The sequence below is a fragment of the Teichococcus vastitatis genome (assembly GCF_003604215.1).
In the GTDB taxonomy this organism is placed as follows: domain Bacteria; phylum Pseudomonadota; class Alphaproteobacteria; order Acetobacterales; family Acetobacteraceae; genus Pseudoroseomonas; species Pseudoroseomonas vastitatis.
In genome coordinates this window covers 1-1,009 of sequence record NZ_QXGS01000175.1, presented here as the reverse complement: position 1 = coordinate 1,009, position 1,009 = coordinate 1, and the positions used below count along the sequence as shown (strand labels likewise).

The window sequence follows — 1,009 nt, the reverse complement described above, 5'->3', positions numbered from 1 at the left end:
GATGACGACGGTTTTGATCTGGGCTGGCTTGGACTCCTGGGCTTGGCCGGTTTGGCGGGGTTGGCAGGCCGCAAGAAACACGACACCACCACGGTCGGCCGCCATTGAAGGCTTCGCCGTAGCGCGTCGTCCGCCCGGGTCCGCTTTCTGCAACGGCGGACCCGGGCGGGTGAGTTGGTGCGTAGCTCGCGCCTTGGAAAAAGGTGGAACTGTAAACATAGATTGCTCTAGCCATGATTGCTCTGGCCATCCGCAGGCGCAGTCGGGAGACGGAGGATCCGTAAGCAGGTCAGTAGGCAGAGTCTTTGACCACAAGGGAACGGAGCATGGAACAGCAACCGCAAATCGGGTCTCTCTCGACGCCGGCGGCTTCCATGGGGCTGGAGCGCTATGTCGTGCAGGTTGGTGTTGACGAAGCTAACACACTTATCGTTCTCTTTCGTCGTGGAGCAGAGACCGCCCCTCGATCCTGCAGTTTGAAGGCTTGGCACCGATGGGTGCAGGAGAATCGTGCCGCGCCATCCAGGTAGCGCCGTTCAGTCCTGTCCGGCAGCCTATCCGTCGCAGTGACGCTTCGCCCTATAACCGACCTTCATAGGCTGAAAGCACTATTAAAGGTCGCGAGCTACAGCCCTTGTGGATTGCAACCAAGTTGCTCTCCTAAGAGGTAAGGCTCCCCTGATGGACCCTTTCTGCCCTCCCATCACTGCCCGCCATCGCCTTGCCATGCCACGACTCCTGCTCGACCAAGCCGGCTCCACCGAGCTGCCGCAGAACCGGCTGCTTCGATGGCGAGATGCAGGCTTTTGTCATTATGGATCAATCACCGCGCCAGCTTGCTGATCGGCACGCGAGAGCACGAGATCCGAAACTACCCTTCAGCGAAGTCGTTGAATGCTCGCACAAACCGGCCGAGCAGGGCTGATGGGCAGGCTGTTGATTGCCACTGAGAGCCGACCCGGGGTTGCCACGAGGATCTGACCCGGGTTGTGGATGCGGGGTTTCGGAT

1 protein-coding gene is annotated in these 1,009 nt (G+C 60.1%); it reads left to right on the top strand.

Features of this window, described 5'->3' with window-relative positions; all coding sequences use genetic code 11:
* Positions 1-108 (top strand): WGxxGxxG-CTERM domain-containing protein (locus D2K64_RS26400; protein ID WP_120010595.1); only part of this gene is annotated, 108 nt, incomplete at its 5' end.
* Between the last annotated feature and the right edge of the window lie 901 nt (positions 109-1,009).